Origin of the sequence: Streptomyces sp. NPDC050674 (genome assembly GCF_040654575.1) — a bacterium.
Taxonomy (GTDB): domain Bacteria; phylum Actinomycetota; class Actinomycetes; order Streptomycetales; family Streptomycetaceae; genus Streptomyces.
The window spans coordinates 87,794-105,958 of sequence record NZ_JBFAIG010000001.1 but is presented as its reverse complement, the minus strand read 5'-3'; the positions used below and the strand labels follow the sequence as shown (position 1 = coordinate 105,958).

Below are 18,165 nucleotides of genomic sequence, written 5' to 3'. Positions count from 1 at the left end.
AAAAGGGCGCCGGGAAGGGCGGGCTACCAGTTCCCGTCCTCGATCGGCTCGCCCGGGGCGTCCTTGAGCCGCCGGGTCTGCCCCGGCGTGGGCGGCTGCCACGGCTCGTGGTCGTCGCCGATCCAGTCACCGACCGGCTTGACGGACTGGAGCGTGTCCGTGGGGGCGAGATCCTCCGCGTCCTGGTCGAACCAGTCGAACCAGGGCAGGCCCGCGCGGGTGTACGCGGCCCGGTCCACCGGCGACGGCGGCGCTGCCTCGCCGGTGATGCGGCGCCACTCCGGCGGCGTGACCAGGTGCACGAACACCCGCCCGGCCGGGGCCTGCGACCAGTCCGAGAGCGGTCGGTCGTCCTGGTACACCTCCTGCCGCATGGAGCCGCCGACGCCCAGGCCCATCGCCACGGCCGCGCGCGGAGCACTCGCCGGTGCGGCAGCGGCTGCGGGCGCCGGGACCGCCCCCGGCGCGGGCGGGGCCGCCATGGGCATCGGGGCCCCGAAGGACGCGGGCGGGGCCGCCATGGGCATCGCGGCGCCGAAGCCGCCGGACGCGGCGGTGGGCAGGCCGCCCGGCGTCGCGGCACCGTAGCCACCCGGCGGCGGCATCAGCCGAGTCCGCTTCGCGCGCTGCCGCTCCTCCTCGCGCCACCGCGCCAGCTCCCGCTGGTTCAGCGCGAAGGACTGCAACTGGACCCCGCCCCACACCTCCTCGCCCGTGACCTGCCCCTCGACGGTGGCGCCCAGGCCGAGCGGGACGGCCACGAACTGCCGGACCGTCCCCGTGCCGGAGTTGATGCCGTCCAGCCAGGGCTGGCGGGGGAGCACCACGTAGTTCTGCGGGCCGCGCGCCAGGCGGTCGCTCCAGGGGCGGCCCGAGACCGCGCACACCTTGCCGACGCCGACCTGGAGGGCGGCCGGCTCCGAGGTGCCCGCGAAGCTCAGCCACATCGCCTCACGCAGATACACGGGGAGCATCACACCGCCGCGCGACCGCCACTCCTCGGGCACCCGGTCCGCGTAGTCCGCGACCCGCCGCACCGGGAACTCGCCCAGCCCCGGAGGCAGCGGATGGGTGCCGGTCTCCGGCAGGCGCAGGGTGCGGATGAAGCGGACCGCCACCCCGCCCGGCAGCCGCAGTGTGTTCCCGTCGATCCGCACGGTCGTGTCGGCCATCGGCCCGCTCCTCGCATCAGGGGGCCGGCCCCCTGCCGGCGCTCCCTCAGCGAGAACGCCCGCCGAACCCCGCGCGGTTCCGCCACAGCTGCTCCGTGACGCCCAGCCGCTCCCGCAGCCGTGTCAGCCGGGGCATCCGCGCGCGCTGTTCCCGCGAGACCCGGTCCAGCTCCTCGAACAGGCGCCGGGTGCGGTGCTCGGTGTCGAGCTCGTCGAGGATGCGGTTGACCTCCGTCAGGACGGCGCCCGGCAGCTGCCAGTGCCCGGGGTCGCGTTCGGCCTCCTCGCGCAGCAGCAGGGCCAGCTTGTCGCGGGTGCCCGCCGCCGTGCGCAGTTCCGCGGCGAGACGTTCCTCCGCCGACTCCGCGCTCGCGCTGAGGTGGGTGGTCACCAGCACCGCGAAGCTCACCACCGCGTCCGCGATCTCGGACAGCAACTGTTCCAGGGCGGCGCCCGTCTCGGGCTCGAACAGCGGCTCCGGTTCACGCTCCTTGGCGAGGTCGGTGAGGGAGCGGGCGAGCACCCGCAGCACGACCGTGCAGATCTCCAGTGTGTCCAGGCCGGTGCGCATCACCACCCGGTGCAGCACGCTGTCCTGCACGCGCGGATTGAGCCGCAGACTGTCCTCGGCCTGCCGCAGGGCCGCGTCCACCTCGACGATGTCGTGGTCCAGCCGGCGCGCCTCGTGCAGCTGCTTCTCGGCGCGGTGCACGGGCGTGCCGTCGGCGGCCTCCTCCCCCATGCGCAGCATCAGCTGGCGCAGGCGGCGCGCCAGGCCCTCGATCGACTCGCCCGCCTCCTCCACCCACACCGGCGGAGCCAGCAGCAGGTTGCAGGCGAGTCCGACGCCCGCGCCGATCAGCGTCTCCACCACCCGGGCCCAGGCGGTGTCCCCGACGGTGGTGACGCCGAGGACGAGCATCGCGCTGATCGCGACCTCGGGGACGTACTCCTCCACCCGGACCAGCCGTCCCACGGCCAGCGACGCCACGAGGAGCAGCGCCAGGCTCCACCAGGTCAGACCCACCAGCAGGCTGAACGCGATGGCGACCAGGACGCCGGTCACCACGGCGTTCACCCGCCGGAAGCCGTTGGTGATCGTGGCGTAGAGCGTCACCTGGACGACCAGCAGCGCGGTCAGGGGAGCGGTGAGGGGTGCCGGTTCCGGGCTCAGCCGCAGCGCGATGACATACGCGATCGTCGCCGCGGTCGCGGACCGCAGCGTCTGCACGACCACCGGATCACGGCGCTTGCGCAGGATCCGCTCGACGTGCGCCGTCCACTCACGTACCTCTCGCATCCTCGGGCAGTTCCCCTTCCCCGGCGTCACGAACGCATCCATGATCACATCCATGCAGGACGTTCACGAAGGACGTTAGTGCCGGGGGAAAGCGGGGGCGACCGAGGGCGGTCAGGCGGACACCTTGTCGAGGAAGGCGGCCAGCCGGCGTGTGGTCCGCGCGATCTGCTCCTCCAGGGTGAGGCTCTCCTCGAACCGTGACCCGGTCTCCGGCGTCTTCTTCCCGCGTACGTACAGGGAACAGGCGAGGTCGGTGCACATGTAGACCCCGACGGAGTTGCCCTCTCGCCCGGCCGGGCCGGCCTTGCGCGCGGTCATCAGCGCGACGCCGCCCCGCGGGTGGGTCGTCAGGCACAGCGAGCACATGCTGCGGTGCAGGAACCCGCGCTGCGCGGCCTGGAACCGCATCGCGACGCCGACGAGCCGCCCGTCCCGCTCGGTCACCACATAGCTGCGATCCGGTGCTCCCGGGTCCCGCCACCCGAGGAAGTCGAGGTCGCCCCAGGGTCGCTCGTCGAGGTCCCGGGGCACGGTCAGGCGCTTGGCCTCTCCTTTCGAGCAGTTGATGAAGGAGGCACGGATGTCCTGCTCGGTGAGCGGCTGCACGGGAGGGCTCCTCGGGAGTGGTCGGTGCGAAACCTAGGGGGTCTAGGTTTCGTGGACCGGGCCAGGGTAGGCAGCCGCGGTGAAGCGGTGCCACCGAGTTTTCGTCAGGCCTCGTCCGCCGGTGGGGCGGGCGGCCACACCCCGGCCCCGAGCACCCCCAGGGCATACGCCCGGGCCACCAGCTCCGTACGGTTCGACGCGCCCCAGCGGGAGGACAGGCGACGCAGGTGATAGGTCACCCCGTCGGTGGTGAGGCCGGTCTCGCGGGCCGCCCGGGCCGTCGTGGCGCCGGCGGCCAGGAGGGCCAGGATGCGCGCTTCCCCCGGTGTCACCCGTTCCCGCTCGGCAGGAGCGGCGGGGGAGGGGACCGGCTCGGCGTCCACCCGCAGCATCACCAGCAGGGCCGGGGTGTCCTCCGCGGTGTCGCTGACCGGATCCGCCGTCAGCTCGCCGTGCCGCTCCGCGCCGCCGGGTGCCCGCCAGCGCACCGACACCTGATAGCGCGAGCGGTGGCGCAGGCGCAGGGCCTCGGCGATGCGCTCCACCTGCGTGGCCTCCCGCGGGCTGAACAGGTCCAGCACGTCACGCCCGCGCAGCCGCCCCGGCGTCGTCCCGCACTCCGCGGCCATCGCCGGATTGGCCAGCAGCACCGCGCCGTAGACGTCGCACACCGCGACCGGCATCGCCACCCGGTCGAACAGGAGCAGGGCGCGGTTGCGCCAGGTCACGGCCTCCTGACGGGCCAGGTCCACGAGCCTCTCCTGCCATGCCGGGCCGCTCCCGCGCAAGAGCGGCGCACCTGCTCCCCCTACACAATCATGTAGGGCCACGGCACCGTCCCCGGGGCCCCGTGGATCACGCTGGAGCGCAGTACTTCCGTAGCGCGAAAGGCAGTTGCCGCGTCATGCCCCCCACCGGACAGACTCCCCCGACCGCCGACGCCCTCCCCGGCGTCCCCGTCGCCGACATCTCCGCCACCGGCCCCGGCGGTGCGCCCGTCCAGCAGGCCATGGACCTGATGCGCGAGCACGGGCCGGTGTTCGTGCGGCGGCTGTACGGGCGGGACATCCTGTTCGTGGGCGACCTCGATCTCGTGGCCGACCTCGCGGACGAGCAGCGGTTCGCCAAGCACATCGGGCCCGGTCTGGAGAACGTCCGCGAGTTCGCCGCCGACGGCCTGTTCACCGCCTACAACGACGAACCCAACTGGGCCAAGGCGCACGACATCCTGATGCCCGCCTTCGCGCTGGGCTCCATGCGCACCTACCACCCGGTGATGCTGAAGGTGGCCCGCCGGCTCATCGCGTCCTGGGACCGCGACGCCCGGGCCGGGCAGCCGGTGAACGTCCCCGACGACATGACCCGCATGACGCTCGACACCATCGGGCTCGCCGGCTTCGGCTACGACTTCGGTTCCTTCGAACGGGACGAACCGCATCCCTTCGTCGAGTCGATGGTCCGCTGCCTGGAGTGGAGCATGACCCGCCTCGCCCGCGTGCCGGGCCAGGACTACTCGGCGCGGGACGCGGCCTTCCGCGACGACTCCGCCTATCTCGCCCGGGTCGTCGACGAGGTGATCGCCGCCCGCACCGGCACCGGCCAGGGCGACGCCGACGACCTCCTGGCCCTGATGCTCACCGCCGCACACCCGGCCGACGGCACCACCCTCGACACCGCCAACATCCGCAACCAGGTCATCACCTTCCTAATCGCCGGCCACGAGACCACCTCCGGCGCCATGTCCTTCGCGCTGTACTACCTCGCCAAGCACCCCACGGCGCTCCGGCTGGTGCAGCGCGAGGTCGACGCGCTGTGGGGCGACCGGGCCGACCCCGAGCCGACGTACGACGAGGTCGGCAGGCTGACCTACACCCGGCAGGTGCTCAACGAGGCCCTGCGCCTGTGGCCCACGGCCGCCGTGTTCGCCCGGCAGGCCCGCGAGGACACCCTGCTCGGCGGCCGCATCCCGCTGCGCGCCGGGCAGGCCGCCCTGGTCCTCACCCCGATGCTGCACCGGCAGCCGGTGTGGGGCGACAACCCCGAGCTGTTCGACCCCTCCCGCTTCACGCCCGAGGCGGAGGCCGAGCGGCCGGTACACGCCTTCAAGCCGTTCGGCACCGGTGAACGCGCCTGCATCGGACGCCAGTTCGCCCTGCACGAGGCGACCATGCTGCTGGCGATGATCGTCCACCGCTACCGGCTCAGCGACCACGCCGACTACCGGCTCACCGTCAAGGAGACCCTCACCCTCAAGCCCGAGGGCTTCACCCTGGCGCTCACCCCGCGCACCGCCGCCGACCGCGTCCACCCGCCGCTGCCCGGCGCCGCCCCGGTCCAGGACGCCGAGTCGGCCGAGCCGCAGGGCCTGCCCGCCCGCGTCCGCCCAGGCACCGCCGCCCTCTTCCTGCACGGCAGCAACTACGGCACCTGCCGCGACTTCGCCGCCCAACTCGCCGACGAGGCCGCCGCGATCGGCTGTGCCACCGAGGTGGCGCCTCTCGACGCCTACGCGGGCGGCCTGCCCGCCGACCGCCCCGTCGTCATCACCGCCGCCTCCTACAACGGCCGCCCCACCGACGACGCCACCGCCTTCACCGCCCGGCTGGAGGAGACCCACGACCTGTCCGGCGTGACGTACGCCGTCCTGGGCGTCGGCGACCGCAACTGGGCCGCCACCTACCAGCACGTCCCCACCCGGATCGACGAGCGGCTCGCCGCGTCCGGCGCCGGCCGCCTGCTGGAGCGCGCCGCCGCCGACGCCTCCGGCGACCTCGCCGGCACCGTCCGCGCCTTCACCGCGTCCCTGCGCACCGCCCTGCTGGAGCGCTACGGCGACCCGGACGCCACGGACGCCGACCCCGGACCCGCCACCGCCTACGAGGTCCGCGCCCTGACCGGCGGCCCGCTGGACGCCCTCGCCGAACGGCACGGCCTCGTCCCCATGCGCGTCACCGAGGCGCGCGACCTGACGGCGCCCGGATACGCCCGCCGCAAGCGGTTCGTCCGGGTGGCGCTGCCGGACGGCGTCACCTACCGCACCGCCGACCACCTCACCGTCCTGCCCGCCAACGCCCCGGACCTCGTGACCCGCGCCGCCACCGCGCTGGGCGCCGACCTCGACACCGTCCTGGACATCCGCGCCACCCGCCCGCGCCGCGACGGCATCGCCGTGGACCGGCCCCTGACGGTACGGCAGCTCCTCACCCACCACGTGGAGCTCCAGGAGCGCCCGAGCGCCGGGCAGCTGGCCGCGCTCGCCGCCGCCAACCCGTGCCCGCCGGAGCGCGCGGCCCTGGCCGCCCTCACCGACGACCCGCGCACCCTGGTGGAGATCCTGGAGGACCACCCGGCGCTGCGCGGCGCGCTGGACTGGCCGCAGCTGCTGGACCTGCTCACCCCGCTGCGCCCCCGCCACTACTCCATCTCCTCCTCGCCCGCCGTCGACCCCGGCCACGTGGATCTGATGGTCTCGTTGCTGGAGGCACCGGCCCGCTCCGGCAGGGGCGTCTACCGGGGCACCGGCTCCGGCCACCTCGCCACCCTCGAACCGGGTGACACCGTGTACGCACGCGTGCAGCCGTGCCGGGAGGCCTTCCGCATCGACGTCACCGGCGATGCGGCACCGGTCGTCATGGTGGCGGCGGGCACCGGCCTCGCCCCGTTCCGCGGTGTCATCGCCGACCGCACGGCGGCCGTCGCCGCGGGCGCCGAACTCGCCCCCGCCCTGTGCTACTTCGGCTGTGACGCCCCCGACGCGGACTTCCTGCACGCCGAGGAGCTGCGCGCCGCCGAGGCCGCCGGAGCCGTCTCCCTGCGCCCGGCGTTCAGCGAGACCCCCGAGGGCGAGGTGCGGTTCGTGCAGCACCGGATCGCCGCCGAGGCCGAGGAGGTCATGGCCCTGCTGGACGCCGGAGCGCGGGTGTACGTCTGCGGAGACGGTTCCCGAATGGCGCCCGGGGTGCGGGAGGCGTTCCGTACGCTGTACCGCAAGCACCCGCGGACCGCCGACGGCACCGACGAGGCCGCCGCCGAGCAGTGGCTCGACGAGCTGATCGCGGACGGGCGTTACGTCGAGGACGTGTACGCGGCCGGCTGACCGCGACGGCAGGGGAGAGGTGGGCACACGGTGGTGGACTCCTGGGAACGGGCCCGGCACATCCTTCAGGCGGCGGGCCTGGACCCCGGCAGTCTCGCCCACCTCGCCCCGCTGACCGGCGGCACCTACAACACGGTCGAGGAACTCCGCCTCACCGACGGCGTCCGCTACGTGCTGAAGATCCCGCCCGCCGCGGCCGTCCCCGGCATGCGGCACGAGAAGCGGCTGCTGGTCGCCGAGGCCGAGTTCTACCGCTCGGCCGCCCGGGCCGGGGTCCCCGCCCCGCGGGAGGTGTCCGCGGGGGAGGACTACCTGCTGATGACGGCCGTCCCGGGCGAGCCGTGGGACGACACGCTCACCGACGCGGAGCACACCGCCCTGCGGACGGAACTGGGACGTCAGGTGGCCCGCCTGCACTGCGTGAGGGGACCCGGTTTCGGCTACCCCTCCGGCGCCCTCGGCCCGCTCGCGGCCGACTGGCGGACCGCGTTCACGACGATGTTCGACGCCGTCCTCGACGACGCCCGGCGTTACGGGGCCCGGCTGCCGCGCCCGGTCGACGCGGTGGCTGCCACCGCCGCGTCCGCGTACGGCGCCCTCGACGAGGTCACCGACGCGTGTCTGGTCCACTTCGACCTGTGGCGGGGCAACATCCTCGTCGACCGCACCGGCGGACGGGCCCGCATCGGCGGCCTCATCGACGGGGAGCGCATGTTCTGGGGCGACCCCTTGGCCGACTTCGTCTCCCTGGCGCTGCTCGGGGACATCCGGGACGACGAGGCGTTCCTCGCGGGCTACCGGGAGGAGGGCGGCCGGACCGGTTTCGGCGTCACGGGCCGCCTGCGGCTCGCCCTGTACCGCGCCTACCTGTACCTGATCATGCTCACCGAGACGGTTCCCCGGCAGGCCGGCGAGGAGCAGGAGCGATGGGTGCGGGAGAGGGTGGGCCCGGAGCTCGTCGCGGCCTTGGACGAGATCGCCGAGGGCTCCTGAACCGCCCGGTCGGTCACCGGTTAGCTCACATCGTGAAATAAGGGGTGGAGGAATGTCGCGCCGAGCCCCGCCCGACGGTATGTTGCAGGTCGGACAGGGGATGCGAGGGGATTCACATGGTGGCGCGCAACGGGCGCACGGTACGCGACCTCAGGCGGGCCAACCGCACGGCGGTGCTGCAACGGCTCTACTTCGACGGTCCGCTCAGCCGCTTCGAACTCGGTCCGGCGACCGGGCTGAGCTCCGGCTCCGTCAGCAACGTGGTCGCCGACCTGGTCGCCGACCGTCTGGTCGAGGAGGCCGGCAGCGTCGACTCCGACGGCGGCCGCCCCCGCACCCTGCTGCGCGTCGCGCCCGGCAGCGGCCACATGATCGGCGTCGACGTCGGCGAGACCCGGGTCCGCGTGGAGCTGTTCGACCTCACCCTCACCGAACTCGCCCGCGCCGAGCACCCGCTCGCGCCGCAGCGGTACGAAGTCGAGGTCATCGTCGACCACATCCGGCAGGGCATCGCCGAGGTACTGGACACCGCGGACCTCGCCCCCGAGCGGCTCCTCGGCGTCGGCATCGGCGTGCCCGGCATCGTCGAGCGCACCCCCGACCGCGGCGCCCTCGTGCACGGGCAGACCATCGGCTGGGACGCCGTCCCGCTGGAGGCGCTGCTGCGCGCCGGTTCCCCGCTGCCCGACACCGTCCCGTACTTCATCGACAACGGCGCCAAGACGCTGGGCCAGGCCGAGATGTGGTTCGGCGCCGGACGCGGCGCCCGCAACGCCGTCGTGGTGCTCTTCGGCTCCGGCGTCGGCGCGAGCCTCGTCACCCCCGACGTCGACCAGGGCCGCGCCGTGGAGTGGGGGCATCTGACGGTACGGGTCCGGGGCCGCCGCTGCCGGTGCGGGGCCCCCGGCTGCCTGGAGGCGTACGCGGGCGCCGAGTCACTGCTCGCCCGCTGGCGGGAGGAGGGCGGCCGCGTCCCGGACGGCACCGACGAGGAGACCGCCCTGACCACGATGCTCGCCGCCGCCTACCCGCCCGAGGGCACGGCGGCCGACCCCGTGGCGCTGGCCGTCCTGGAGGAGACCGCCGAGTACCTGGGTGCCGGCCTGTCCGACCTGATCAACCTCTTCCAGCCCGAGCGGATCCTGATCGGCGGCTGGGCCGGTCTGGCGCTCGGCGCGCGCTTCCTGCCCGCCGTACGCCGGCACGCCATGTCGTATGCGTTGCGCCACCCGGCCGGGAAGGTCACCGTCGACCTCGGCCGGCTCGGGCCCGACGCGGTCACGGTCGGTGCCGCGATCCTGCCCCTGGCCGACTTCTTCGCGCGTGGCGGGCGGCGCCCCGACCCGGCACCGAAAGACCAGCTCCCCGCCTGGCGGACGGCACTTCAGGAACGGATTCCCCGCTGAGGTTTCGCCGATCACCGCGGAGGTACTCGCGTGGCGCCCGGACCACAGAAGGGAGCACGCCGTGACCGACCACCGCCTCGAGGGACCCGGCGAGAACGGTGAGCCCATACCGCGGGACATGCCGGACCAGCAGGCCGACGACGGCGAGGACCCGTGGGAGGTCGCCCCGCGCTTCACGGGCACCGGGAAGAACGAGCGGCAGCACAGCGACGACGAGACCGACGAGCCCGCCGGTGACGTCCCCGACACGGACGAAGCGGGGACGGGCCGGCAAGGAGCACCGCGCTCGGGAGCGGTTCACCCCGAGCACCCGGTGCCGGACGAGCCCTCCGCCTGACGGAGGAGGGCATCCCACCGAGGGCCGCAGCCGGCTGTGGGGGTCGGCTGCGGCCCTCGGGCATGTCCCGGGGCGTTCGACGAGGGCCTGCGTGGTGCCCCCGTCGAGCGCCCCGGCTCAGTCAGCCCACCTTGCGCCCGCGCAGCGGTTCGGTGCTCGCCCCCGCGCCCTCCCGGAGGCCCAGCAGGAACTCCTCCAGCACCACGGGCGCCGTGTGCTCCGGCCGCCAGCCGAGCTCCCTGCGCGCCCGCGCCGCATCCATCAGGGGCAGCCGCAGCACCGCGTCGAACAGGTGCGGGGAGGCGGGCAGCAGATGCAGGCCCCAGGCGGCGGCGATCGCCGACCGCGCCGCGGTGCGCGGCAGCCGCACCGGACGCGCGTCGAACATCTCGCCCAGCAGCCCCGCGTCGACCGGCGGGTCGGCCGCCAGGTTGAAGGCGCCCCGGACGTCGGAGAGCAGGGCCAGCCGGTACGCGTTCGCCGCGTCGTCCGTGTGCAGCGCCTGCACCCGCAGCCCCGGGATGTCGGGCAGGAAGGGCAGCAGCTCCGGGCGGGCCAGCGGGCCGGGCAGGAAGCGTCCCCCGAAGATGCGGCGCTGCTCGCTCGCGGACTCCCGCTGGAAGAGGAAGGCGGGCCGCATCCGCACCACCCGCGTCCCCGGGTGGTCGCGCTCGAACGTGTCCAGCGCGCGTTCCAGATAGGCCTTCTCCCGGCAGTACGCGGCGTCCGGCCAGCCGTGGGTCGGCCAGGACTCGTCCACCGCCTCGTCCTTGGGACCCGGCGAGTACGCGCCGACCGACGAGGCGTGGATGAGCGTCGGCACTCCTGCCGCCGCCACCGCCTCGAAGACCCGCATACTGCCGAGCACATTGGTGCGCCAGGTCGCCGCGGGGTCATGGGTCGGCTGGAACGCCCAGGCCAGATGGATCACCGCGTCGGCGTCCGTGAACCGTTCCCTCAGGTCGGACCGCTCGGAGGCCAGATCGACGGCGGCCCAGTCGGTCCTCGGAGGCGACCAGTCGGGGATCCGCCGGGCCAGCCCCAGCACCGAGTCGATCTCCGGATCCTCACACAGGAGGCGCACCACGCTGGTACCCACGTTGCCGGTGGCCCCCGTGACGACGACGCGCTTGCCCGTTCCGCTGCTCACCGTGCGCTCCTCTCGGCCGCGTGTTCCGCGTGAGGTGCCGAGTACCCGGGTGGAGCGGATTGCACGTGGACGAGGGAAAGCCCCGGCCGGACGGGGGAATCACGGCCGGGGCGGCTCAGGGACGGGTCCTGCCCGGACCCACGTCTTGTTCAACGGGCAACAACCGCCGGGTGTTCCGCGCGGGGGACCCCCGGCCGGTGAGGTGCGTCACCGCTCCCGTTCGCCCGGGGCGGTCTCGGCCCACAGGTTCTCCGCCTGGAGGAGCAGCGTGCCCAGGACGGCGGTACGGGCGGCCCCCTCCCCGGCCTGACGGCGCAACTTCTCCTGCAACTCCTCGTGCAGCTCCCGCATGGCCTTCTCCGCCTCCTCGTCCGGCTGCGCGGTCTCGCCGCCGTCGCGCAGGCTGTCGGCCTCCGCGCGCAGGGCGTCCCCGATCAGCTCCAGCAGCCGCGCGTACGCGCGCAGGGCGGGCCCCTCCGGCGGGGCCGGCGTCCGGTTGTCGTCCACCGACACCGCGAGGGCCCGGGTGAGCGTGGTGACATGCCCGGTCACCCGGCCGAGCCGCTCGTCCTCGTCCACCGACGGCAGCTCGTGCGGCACCCGGTGCAGGGCGCGCAGCGGCGCGTAGGTCAGGCGCAGACTCTCCTGGCTCCACCGGCGCGCCGAACGCAGCGCCTTCAGCCGGTGGTCCAGCCCGGCCGAGGCCCGGACCCAGCCGTAGGCGGTCTGCGCGTCCCACTCACCCTTCCGCAGGTCGGCGGCGACGGTGTGCAGAACGTCCCCCGCCTCCCGGGCCAGCGCCGCCAGGTTCTCCCGCACGTCCCGCAGATGGATCGGGGGCAGGACGAGCGCGTTGACGGCGACGCCGATGACCGCGCCGATCGCCGCCTGGCCCACCCGGTGCCCGACGGCGGACAGGCTCACCATGCCGGAGGAGAGGGTGAACAGTGCCGTGGTCGCCGCATAGATGCCCTGGTCCCCGAAGCGGGGCCAGTTCGCCAGCAGCATCAGCACCGGCACGGACAGGGCGAGCGCGCCCGTCGTGTCGTCGGTGATCGCCTGCGCCCCCGAGGCGACCAGGGTGCCGACGCAGATCGCCCCGAACTGCCGGGCGCCCTGGACCAGTGAGCTGAAGACGGTGGCCTGCACCAGCACCAGCGCCACCCAGGGGGCCATCAGGGCCAGTGGATCGCCCATCCAGACGCCTCCCACCAGCCAGGCGAGCACCGCCGCCCCGGCCGCCTTCAGCGACTGGACGACCAGATCCCGCTCCCGCCCGGGCCCGTGCCACGCCGCCCGTACGGCGTTCCAGGCGCCTCGCGCGTCACGCCGCACGGCATCCACCGGTCGCGCGGCGCGCGCTCCCCGCTCCAGGTCACGCATCCGCCCACGGGCCGTCGGCGCTCCCCGGGGTCGCGCTCCCGTGTCCTTGTCCGTGTCCCCGTCCCCGTTCCTTCGGCCGCGCAGGCCTCCCGTCACCCGCCGTACGGCACTCGTCACACGCGTCATGCGCTGCGGGTATCCGCGTGACCGGGGGTTTCACGCCCCTTCACGACAGCGGGCTGCCGTCGAGGACCGACAGGAGGTGGGCGGGGTCGGCGTAGACCGCGTCCGCGCCGGCCTCCTCCAGGTCGGCACGCGGGACGCCGCCGCACAGGACGCCCACACAGCGCACCCCGGCCCTGCTTCCCGCGCGCATGTCCCACACGGTGTCGCCGACGAACACCGCCCGCTCCGCCGGCACCCCCGCCAGCTCCAGGGCGTGCTCGACCGGCTCGGGGGAGGGCTTGCCTTCGTCGACGTCGTCGGCGCTCGCCGTGGCCGCGATGGCCTCGTCCGCGTCGATCGCCCGGCGCAGCGCGCCCAGTTCCGCCCCGCCCGCCGAGGTGGCCAGCACCACCGTCCAGCCGTCCCCGTGCAGCCGCCGCAGCAGCGCCCCGGCCTCCGGCAGCGCGGGGAGCCGGTCGAAGTACTGCCCGTACAGCGCCTTGTGCCCGGCGCTGATGTCGGCGTCCTGGTCCGTGTCCCGGTCGTCGCCCAGCACATGGGCGATCAGGTCGGTCGACGGCAGGCCCACGGCCCGGTGCAGGGCGTGCATCGGCACCTGGTGGCCCGCCTGCCTGAAGGCCTCCCACCAGGTCACGACATGCAGATGATTGGTGTCCGCCAGCGTGCCGTCGACATCGAACACGGCCGCCCGTCCCGCGCTTCCCATAAGTGCAGTCCCTTTCTCTCCGGCCGCGCGGGTACCACGTCAGCCGCCCGCCACGCCGGACGGCAGCCGCCGCTCACGTGTCCAGGCCAGAAGTTCATCGAGGGACCACGTGGTCACCACCCGCTCCGGCGGCACCCCGCACTCCTCCGCCCGCGCGCATCCGTTGATCTGCCAGTCCAGCTGCCCGGGCGCGTGCGCGTCCGTGTCGACGGAGAACAGCACCCCCGCGTCCACGGCCCGGCGCAGCAGCCGCCGCGGCGGGTCGAGCCGCTCCGGCCTGCTGTTGATCTCCAGGGCCGTGCCGGTCTCCGCGAGCGCCGCGAACACCTCGTCCGCGTCGAACTCCGACTCCGGCCGCCCCCGGCCGGTCACCAGCCGCCCGGTGCAGTGCCCGAGCACGTCCGAGTGCGGATCGCGTACGGCGGCCACCATCCGCCGGGTCATCGACCGGGCGTCCATGCGCAGCTTGGAGTGCACCGACACCACCACCACGTCGAGCCGGTCCAGCAGTTCCGGTTCCTGGTCGAGGGTGCCGTCCTCGAGGATGTCGCACTCGATGCCGGTCAGCAGCCGGAACGGCGCCCAGGTCTCGTTCAGCTCCGCGACCACGTCCAGCTGCTCCCGCAGCCGCTCGGGCGACAGCCCGCGCGCGACCGTCAGCCGGGGCGAGTGGTCGGTCAGCACCGCCCACTCGTGACCGAGTTCCGCTGCGGCCCGCCCCATCTCCTCGATCGGGCTGCCGCCGTCCGACCAGTCGGAGTGCAGATGGCAGTCCCCGCGCAGCAGCGCCCGCAGCTGCTGCCCGCCCCGCACGGCGGGCGGCTCGTGCGCCTCGCCCTCCAGCTTCTCCAGATAGCCCGGCACCTGCCCGGCCAGCGCCTCCCGCGCCACCTGCGCGGTCTTCGGGCCGACCCCCTTGAGCCCCTCGAGCGAGCAGTCTGCCGCCCGCCGACGCACCTCGTCCTCGCCCAGGTCCTTCAGCACCCGCGACGCCGTACGGAAGGCGCGTACGCGGTAGGTCGGTGCCAGGGACCGCTCCAGCAGGAAGGCGATCCGGTCCAGTGCCTCGACGGGGTCCATCGCCACCTCCACCTCAAGGGTTCCCCAGCGCCCCGCGGGCCGCACCCGGCAGGCGCCGTTTGCCCGGTTTCCCCCCGGGTACTGCGATCGTCCCGACCCCGCCGACTTGGAGGCCCCCTCATGCCCGACCCCAGCGCGTCACCCGGCAAAGTCGCCGTGATCACCGGCGCCGACTCCGGCATCGGCCGGGCCACCGCCGTACGCCTGGCACAGGCGGGCATGGACGTCGGCATCACCTACCACCGCGACCGCGAGGGCGCCGAGGAGACGGCCGACGAGGTGCGCTCGCACGGGCGGCGGGCCGAGGTCGCCCGGATGGACCTCACCCGGCTGCCCGACGCCGCCGACACCGTCGACGAGCTGTGCGAGCGGCTCGGCCGCATCGACGTGCTGGTCAACAACGCCGGCACCGGCACCATGACGCCCTTCCTCGACCTGGAGCTGTCCGACGTGCGCGAGGTCCTGGACGTCGACCTCGTCGGACCGTTCCTGTGCGGGCAGAAGGCGGCCCGGCACATGATCGGGCACGGTGAGGGCGGCCGGATCATCAATGTCACGTCGGTCCACGAGCACCAGCCGCGGGTGGGCGCCGCCCCCTACTGCGCCGCCAAGGGCGGTCTCGGGCTGCTCACCCAGGTCATGGCGCTCGAACTGGCCGAGCACCACATCACCGTCAACGCCGTCGCGCCCGGGGAGATCTCCACGCCCATGACCGGGCAGGAGGACACCGACCCGCACACCGAGAGCCGCCCTGGCATCCCGCTCGGCCGGCCGGGTGACGCCCGTGAGGTCGCCGCCGTCATCGCCTTCCTGGCCGGCCCGGACGCCTCGTACGTCACCGGGGCGTCCTGGAGCGTCGACGGCGGCATGCTCCGCATGGGCCCGCAGGCCGGTTCCCATCTGACCGGCCACGACTGGCGTCGCCCCTGAAGGGCCCGGCCGGTCCGGCGAGCGCCCTGAACCCGCGCGGGCGCCGGTTGCGTTCTACGCTCGAAGCATGACCGAAAGCGCGAGCCCGTACATATCCCACCCGCGGATCATGGTGCTCGGGGTACAGCCGGGCACACCGCCGTTCCGGATCGTGCAGATCGACGGCCAGGTGGTCGGGGAGGCCCGGGCCGTCACCGACGTGCTGGCCGCCGCGGCCGCGTTCGGCATCACCGTGCACGACATGGACGATCCGGACGTGGTCCGCTGGGTGGGCGGCGACAAGTTCACCTGGACCGTGCACTAGGCCGTGTCCGCGCCCGGCCCCGGCGGCCGTGCGTCAGGCCTTGCCGGCCGACGGTTCCCTCTCCGCGCGGCTCCGTCGCGGCTTGCGCGCGTGCACGGCCCTGCTGAGGCGGCGCCCCAGGAGCAGGTAGCCGATGAGCGCGCCCGTCGTGTTGAGGATGACGTCGTCGATGTCGAAGGCGCGCCCGGTGATCAGGGCGCCCTGCGCGAACTCCACCAGGAGCATCACGATCGCGGTCAGGAACAGCACGCGCAGAATGCCGCGGGTGCGGGGCGCGACCACGGGCACCAGGACGCCGAAGGGAATGCCCAGCAGGATGTTGCCGCCGATCTGCTTGACGGCGTCCCGCAGTTCGGGCTGGTCGAGATAGGCCTTCAGGGAGTTGCCCGGTGTCAGGTTGCTGTGGGTCAGGGCCTCCGAGGCGGGGGAGGGCTGGAGGGTCAGCCGGGCCAGCACCACGGCGAAGGCGACCATGAACAGGAACGCGCACAGCATCGCCAGCAGCCGGGCGGGCCACGGGAGCGGGCGTCGCTCGCTCCCGGACCCGGTGGTCCGGGGACGTGAGGCTGCACTGGCCATGAGGTGTCCTCCACTCTTCAACGTCCCGGCGTGACAAGGCGGTTACCCCCGAGCGGGCCGACGATGCCGTGGGGGGTCGTTACCGGCCACGGTCCCCGGCGACTTCGCCGGGGACCGCTCCCACCCTCGGTTGCCCGCATTGCGCCGGGGCACTCCACCGCCGCCCCGGCTCCGCGGAGGCCGATCAGCTGCCGTAGGAGACCCGCACCTCCTTGAACCCCAGGGAGCGCAGCAGGCCTTGAAGCATGCCGGTGGTGTTCGACTCGGCGCGAGCGGTCAGCTCGCTCTCCTTCGCCGCGTCTCCGATGTGCCGTACCGCGAGCTTCTGCACGGCCTGCTCGCCGTTGGGGTTGTCCGAGAAGATGTCGCCGAGGCGGTCGAGGAGACCGCGCTGCTTGGAGACCGCGTAGGAACGGTCGGGGTCGAGGGCGGGCTTGCCCAGCCGCGCGTGCGGCAGCCGGAGGGTGGCGGACGTGCGGTCCTCGTTGACCTTCACGTCGTTCTCGCCGATTTTGCCCAGGTCGACGTAGGCGTCGACGGTGCCCGCGCCGACGTACAGCGTGCGGGTGCCGCGGATCGCGTCGGGCAGGAGCTTGGTGTCCTTCTCCAGGTCCACGACGACCTGGAAGTTGCCCGAGGCCGCGTCGTAACGGCTGATGTCCTGGATGGACTTCAGCAGCGCGGGACCGGACCGGTCGTGCGTCTCGGTGCCGAACAGGTCCTTCAGGCCCGGGAGCACGCTCAGCCGGAGCCCGGCGAAGAACACGACGAGCACCAGCACGAGCGCGGCCACCACTTTCGCCCAGCCGGGCATGCGCCCAGGGAGGCGCTTGACGGGAGTCGTCATGCGACGGCCCTCCTTCCTACTGTCCGGATGCCCGCCACTTCCGCCGCCAGACCGCCGGGTTCAGGATCGGGCGACCTAGGTGTATTGACCCGCAGCGTTGTTGACGCGGCTGATCGGGGCGCACGCGGTCAGGGGTGGGAGGTCGCCTCCGGCCGCTCCAGTGCCGCCTCCAGCGTCGGCTGCGGGGGCAGCAGCCGGGACAGCCCGGTGATCCGCAGGACGCGCAGGGTCAGCGGGTGGGAGCAGACCAGGAGCACCTGTCCGCGCCGGTCGAGCACCCGGCTGCGGGCCCGGTACAGCAGGCGCAGGCCGGAGCAGTCGAAGAACTCGATCCCGCTGAGGTCGATCACGACCCGGGCGGCGGGGCGGCCCGTCTCCCGGTCCAGATGCGGGGTGATCTCCGTGGCCGCGGCGAGGTCGATCTCGCCGCGGAACTCCAGCACCGTGTGCCCCCGTTCCTGGCGGACGCGCAGATGCCGGGTGAGCGGTGCAGGTTCCTGCCGCACGACGAGATCGCCTCCAGCCTGCTCCGTGCGTGGGGGGGGGCTACGGCCTCAACACCGTTCCCCGTCCCGCAAGTTACCCCCCATCGAGTGAATTTCAGCATGTTCGATTGACATATGTCTTTGAATTGCGGCCGAGATGGCCGAGGTTCGCGCCGGAGTGTGCGCCGGTGCCGTTGCGGGGGGTGCGCCGCGGAGGGCCGGGGGTTACGACAGGGCGTGCCAGGCCTTGGTGAGCGCTTGGCGGAACTGCTCCGCCTGGTGTGCCGTGAGGTCGCGCACCATCCGGTCCTCCAGCTCCCGGACGGGTCCGGCATGCCGGGCCAGCAGCTCGCGACCGGAGTCGGTGAGCAGGATCAGCAGCTCACGGCGGTTGCGGGGGTTGCGCTCCCGGCGCACCAGTCCGCGGCCCTCCAGGGAGCGGACCAGGTCCGCGATGGACTGCGCGGTGACGAAGGAGTCGCGCGCCAGCTGGGCGGCCGACAGCCCGTCGTGCCGCTCCAGCACGGTCAGCGCCGTGTACTGAAGAGCGGTGATGCCGGAGGGTCTGACCAGCTCGTCCAGATGGGAGCGCACGACGAGCTCCACCTGCTTGACCATGTAGAGCAGGGAAGGGGGCGCCTTGGTCACCTGTGAGTCGAGCATGG

The 18,165-nt window shown here is 73.7% G+C and carries 18 protein-coding genes; 6 read left to right on the top strand and 12 right to left on the bottom strand.

The features are described 5' to 3' along the window. Positions 1-23: 23 nt before the first annotated feature. The 4 genes from AB0I06_RS00465 to AB0I06_RS00450 all read right to left on the bottom strand — a co-directional run bounded on the left by AB0I06_RS00465 (position 24) and on the right by AB0I06_RS00450 (position 3,830). Complete coding sequence (locus AB0I06_RS00465) at positions 24-1,172, bottom strand: hypothetical protein (protein ID WP_363116492.1); 1,149 nt, start codon at positions 1,170-1,172, stop codon at positions 24-26. Between the two features lie 46 nt (positions 1,173-1,218). After that, positions 1,219-2,472 carry an aromatic acid exporter family protein gene (locus AB0I06_RS00460; protein ID WP_363116491.1) on the bottom strand — a complete coding sequence of 418 codons (1,254 nt, stop codon included), beginning with the start codon at positions 2,470-2,472 and terminating at the stop codon, positions 1,219-1,221. A gap of 111 nt (positions 2,473-2,583) precedes the next feature. Then, positions 2,584-3,078, bottom strand: coding sequence for an FBP domain-containing protein (locus AB0I06_RS00455; RefSeq protein WP_363116490.1), 495 nt, complete (start codon positions 3,076-3,078; stop codon positions 2,584-2,586). A gap of 104 nt (positions 3,079-3,182) precedes the next feature. Beyond that, positions 3,183-3,830 carry a PAS domain-containing protein gene (locus tag AB0I06_RS00450; RefSeq protein ID WP_363116489.1) on the bottom strand — a complete coding sequence of 216 codons (648 nt, stop codon included), beginning with the start codon at positions 3,828-3,830 and terminating at the stop codon, positions 3,183-3,185. Positions 3,831-3,982: 152 nt separating this feature from the next. On the opposite strand from AB0I06_RS00450, the gene AB0I06_RS00445 reads away from it, so the two are divergent. The 4 genes from AB0I06_RS00445 (at position 3,983) to AB0I06_RS00430 (ending at position 9,910) form a co-directional block, all read left to right on the top strand. Further along, entirely contained in the window at positions 3,983-7,174 is a 3,192-nt protein-coding gene (locus AB0I06_RS00445) for a cytochrome P450 (RefSeq protein ID WP_363116488.1), read from the top strand. A 30-nt stretch (positions 7,175-7,204) separates the two neighbouring features. Further along, the gene (locus tag AB0I06_RS00440; protein WP_363116487.1) at positions 7,205-8,167 is read left to right on the top strand and encodes an aminoglycoside phosphotransferase family protein; all 963 of its coding nucleotides are present in this window, start codon (positions 7,205-7,207) and stop codon (positions 8,165-8,167) included. Between the two features lie 116 nt (positions 8,168-8,283). Next, positions 8,284-9,573 carry an ROK family protein gene (locus AB0I06_RS00435; protein ID WP_363116486.1) on the top strand — a complete coding sequence of 430 codons (1,290 nt, stop codon included), beginning with the start codon at positions 8,284-8,286 and terminating at the stop codon, positions 9,571-9,573. Between the two features lie 61 nt (positions 9,574-9,634). Continuing rightward, positions 9,635-9,910, top strand: a complete 276-nt coding sequence (locus tag AB0I06_RS00430) for a hypothetical protein (RefSeq protein ID WP_363116485.1) — start codon at positions 9,635-9,637, stop codon at positions 9,908-9,910. A gap of 121 nt (positions 9,911-10,031) precedes the next feature. Here the strand turns inward: AB0I06_RS00430 and AB0I06_RS00425 are convergent, their stop codons facing one another. From AB0I06_RS00425 to AB0I06_RS00410, 4 genes are all read right to left on the bottom strand, one after another. After that, complete coding sequence (locus tag AB0I06_RS00425) at positions 10,032-11,060, bottom strand: SDR family oxidoreductase (RefSeq protein WP_363116484.1); 1,029 nt, start codon at positions 11,058-11,060, stop codon at positions 10,032-10,034. A gap of 207 nt (positions 11,061-11,267) precedes the next feature. Then, positions 11,268-12,443: an FUSC family protein gene (locus AB0I06_RS00420; protein WP_363117005.1), complete on the bottom strand. Its 1,176-nt coding sequence runs from the start codon at positions 12,441-12,443 to the stop codon at positions 11,268-11,270. 166 nt (positions 12,444-12,609) lie between these two features. Then, positions 12,610-13,275: an HAD family hydrolase gene (locus AB0I06_RS00415; protein WP_363116483.1), complete on the bottom strand. Its 666-nt coding sequence runs from the start codon at positions 13,273-13,275 to the stop codon at positions 12,610-12,612. Positions 13,276-13,314: 39 nt separating this feature from the next. Further along, a complete protein-coding gene (locus AB0I06_RS00410) occupies positions 13,315-14,355 on the bottom strand; it encodes a PHP domain-containing protein (RefSeq protein ID WP_363116482.1) in 1,041 nt (346 codons plus the stop codon). A gap of 120 nt (positions 14,356-14,475) precedes the next feature. Between AB0I06_RS00410 and AB0I06_RS00405 the strand changes: the two genes are divergently transcribed. Both AB0I06_RS00405 and AB0I06_RS00400 read left to right on the top strand, forming a co-directional pair. Beyond that, positions 14,476-15,285, top strand: coding sequence for an SDR family oxidoreductase (locus tag AB0I06_RS00405; RefSeq protein ID WP_363116481.1), 810 nt, complete (start codon positions 14,476-14,478; stop codon positions 15,283-15,285). Positions 15,286-15,352: 67 nt separating this feature from the next. Beyond that, the gene (locus tag AB0I06_RS00400; RefSeq protein ID WP_031133568.1) at positions 15,353-15,589 is read left to right on the top strand and encodes a hypothetical protein; all 237 of its coding nucleotides are present in this window, start codon (positions 15,353-15,355) and stop codon (positions 15,587-15,589) included. Between the two features lie 33 nt (positions 15,590-15,622). On the opposite strand, the gene AB0I06_RS00395 is transcribed toward AB0I06_RS00400, so the two are convergent. From AB0I06_RS00395 to AB0I06_RS00380, 4 genes are all read right to left on the bottom strand, one after another. Next, positions 15,623-16,168, bottom strand: coding sequence for a VanZ family protein (locus AB0I06_RS00395; RefSeq protein WP_363116480.1), 546 nt, complete (start codon positions 16,166-16,168; stop codon positions 15,623-15,625). A gap of 184 nt (positions 16,169-16,352) precedes the next feature. Then, positions 16,353-17,015: a DUF4230 domain-containing protein gene (locus AB0I06_RS00390; protein ID WP_363116479.1), complete on the bottom strand. Its 663-nt coding sequence runs from the start codon at positions 17,013-17,015 to the stop codon at positions 16,353-16,355. Between the two features lie 128 nt (positions 17,016-17,143). After that, positions 17,144-17,521, bottom strand: coding sequence for an anti-sigma factor antagonist (locus AB0I06_RS00385; protein WP_363116478.1), 378 nt, complete (start codon positions 17,519-17,521; stop codon positions 17,144-17,146). Positions 17,522-17,725: 204 nt separating this feature from the next. Next, entirely contained in the window at positions 17,726-18,163 is a 438-nt protein-coding gene (locus AB0I06_RS00380) for a MarR family transcriptional regulator (protein WP_363116477.1), read from the bottom strand. Positions 18,164-18,165 lie beyond the last annotated feature (2 nt).